This is a genomic window from Spirillospora sp. NPDC049652, from assembly GCF_040675125.1.
In the GTDB taxonomy this organism is placed as follows: domain Bacteria; phylum Actinomycetota; class Actinomycetes; order Streptosporangiales; family Streptosporangiaceae; genus Spirillospora.
Genome location: NZ_JBFAOF010001070.1, coordinates 1 through 2,281 on the forward strand (window position 1 = coordinate 1; position 2,281 = coordinate 2,281).

A 2,281-nucleotide genomic window follows, 5' to 3' on the forward strand; every position below is an offset into this window, starting at 1 on the left:
AGCGCGGCCAGGCGGCGTTCGACCGGATCCGCGCCGCCGTCCCGGACGCCGACCTCGCCCTCCTCCCGCTCGACCTGGCCGACCTCGCCTCGGTGCGCGCCTTCGCCCGGCGCCGGGCGGACGAACCGCTCGACATCCTCGTCAACAACGCGGGCGTCATGGCCCTGCCGAAGCGCACCACGGCCGACGGCTTCGAGATGCAGTTCGGCACCAACCACCTCGGCCACTTCGCGCTGACCGGCCTGCTGCTGCCCGCCCTCCGCGCCGCGCCGGCGCCCCGCGTCGTCACGGTGACCAGCGGCATCGCCTGGACGGGCCGGATCCGCTTCGACGACCTCCAGGCCGAACGCGCCTACCACCCGTGGCTCGCCTACGGGCAGTCCAAGCTCGCGAACCTGCTGTTCACCAAGGAACTGGCGCGGCGCGTCCCCGACGTCACCAGCGTCGCCGCGCATCCGGGCTACGCCGCCACCAACCTCCAGGCGGCCGGGCCGCGCATGGCCGGGCACCGGCTGCGGGAGCGCCTCAACGACGTGGCGAACGCGGTCGTCGCCCAGTCCGCCGCGATGGGCGCCCTGCCGTCCCTGTACGCGGCCGTCGTCCCGGACGTGACGCCCGGCGCCTGCTACGGCCCGCGCCTCCTGCAGTACCGGGGCACCCCGGTGAAGGTCCTCGCGCCGCCGCAGGCCGGGAGCATCGAGACCGCCCGCCGGCTCTGGGAGGAGTCCGAAAAGCTCACCGGCATCGTCTACTAGGTGGACGCTACGGGTAGACCGGGCCCTCGTCGGTCCAGCTGACGCCCTTGTTTCGGCACAGGCAGAACGGGTGGCCGATCGGGTCGGTGTAGACCCGCCAGCCGTAGCCCTCGGCGTTGATGAAGTCCTGCCGCAGCGTCGCGCCGAGGGCGAGGACGCGCCGCTCCTCGGCCTCCACGTCGTCCACCTCGAAGTCGAGGTGGAACTGCTTGGGGTGCTCGGTGTCCGGCCACTGGGGCGCGCGGTAGTCGTCCACCCGGATGAAGGCCAGTTCGATCTCGCCGAACTTGATGCCGGCCCAGCTCTCGTCGCTGCCGTCCTTGACGGGGCGTCCCGTCACCTCGGAGTAGAAGGACGCCAGCTCCAGCGTGTCCGGGCAGTCGATGATGAAGTCGGTGAGTCGCAGCATGCCGCGATTTTGGCACAGGCCCCGCCGCCGAGCCGAACCCGGAGCGCAGGTCAGAGGGGGACGGGGCCCTCGTCGAGGGACCAGTCGAGCGTCGCGGGCAGCGCGCCCTCCATGGTGAGGAGCCAGCGCTTGACCTCGATGCCGCTGCCGCCGCTGTACCCGCCGAGCCCGTTGGACGCCACGACGCGGTGGCAGGGCACGATGACCGGGACCGGGTTGGAGCCCATCACCTGCCCGATGGCCTGCGCGTTCACCCCGGCCCCGGAGCGGTCGCCCAGCCCGCCGTAGGTGATCGTCTTCCCCCACGGGACGCCCTCGTACAGCGCGCCGAGCACCTGGCGCTGCAGCGGGTTGGTGAGCCGCCAGTCGATGGGCACGGTGAACGCGTGCGGGTCGCCGCAGAAGAACGCCTTCAGCTGGAGCAGCGGCTCGGCCAGGCGGGCCGGGTCGTCCACCACGGGCAGGCCCAGCCGGGCCTGGGCCCGTGCGCGGGTGCCGGGCGCGTCCCGCCAGGTCACCATGGCGACGCCGGTCTCGGTCGCGGCGACCAGCAACCGGCCGAGGGCCGTCTCGGCCGCGCCGAACGCCACTGTCTCGGACATGCTCTGCACTCTCCGCGGTGTCGGGGGATCCGCCGCGACCACCGTACGCGGATCCCCCGACATTTCACCTCCCCGGGGACAGGGTCCGCTGGAGGCGGCGCGCCTCCCGGACCAGAGCGCTCGTCCCGCCGCGCTCCGCGATGTCCGCGAGGCCGGCCCACCCTGCCCCGGCGCTGACGTCCACGGTCTCGGCGCAGCGGGCGGCGAGCTGCAGCAGGTCGGCCAGGCCCCGGGGCGCGTCCGCCGTCCTGCGCGTCGCGGCCGCGGTGAGCAGCGGCGGAAGCGCCGCCCGGGCGGTCTCCCAGACCTGCGCGTGCGCGCCCGCGTGGACGGCCTCGGCGAGGACGCCGACGATCCGGGTGAGCCTCACACCGCCCAGGTCCACCAGCGCCGCGATCGTCCGGCCGAGGTCGGCGGCCGGGAGGAGGCCGCGGGACGCCAGGACCAGCAGCGCCTCCAGGGCCGTGGCTCGGCTCGCGGCCTCCTGCGCGGACGCCGCGTAGGCGAGCACGGCG

4 protein-coding genes are annotated in these 2,281 nt (G+C 74.4%); 1 reads left to right on the forward strand and 3 read right to left on the reverse strand.

Annotated elements, in window-relative coordinates:
- On the forward strand, positions 1–755 hold a 755-nt coding region (locus AB0J52_RS36985), incomplete at its 5' end, for an oxidoreductase (protein WP_500187570.1).
- Between the two features lie 7 nt (positions 756–762).
- On the opposite strand, the gene AB0J52_RS36990 is transcribed toward AB0J52_RS36985, so the two are convergent.
- The 3 genes from AB0J52_RS36990 to AB0J52_RS37000 form a co-directional block, all read right to left on the reverse strand.
- On the reverse strand, positions 763–1,164 hold the full coding sequence (locus AB0J52_RS36990; protein WP_500187572.1) for a VOC family protein: 402 nt from the start codon (positions 1,162–1,164) through the stop codon (positions 763–765).
- A 50-nt stretch (positions 1,165–1,214) separates the two neighbouring features.
- On the reverse strand, positions 1,215–1,766 hold the full coding sequence (locus AB0J52_RS36995) for a methylated-DNA--[protein]-cysteine S-methyltransferase (RefSeq protein WP_500187574.1): 552 nt from the start codon (positions 1,764–1,766) through the stop codon (positions 1,215–1,217).
- A 64-nt stretch (positions 1,767–1,830) separates the two neighbouring features.
- Positions 1,831–2,281: hypothetical protein (locus AB0J52_RS37000; protein WP_500187576.1), on the reverse strand; the 451-nt coding region annotated here is incomplete at its 5' end.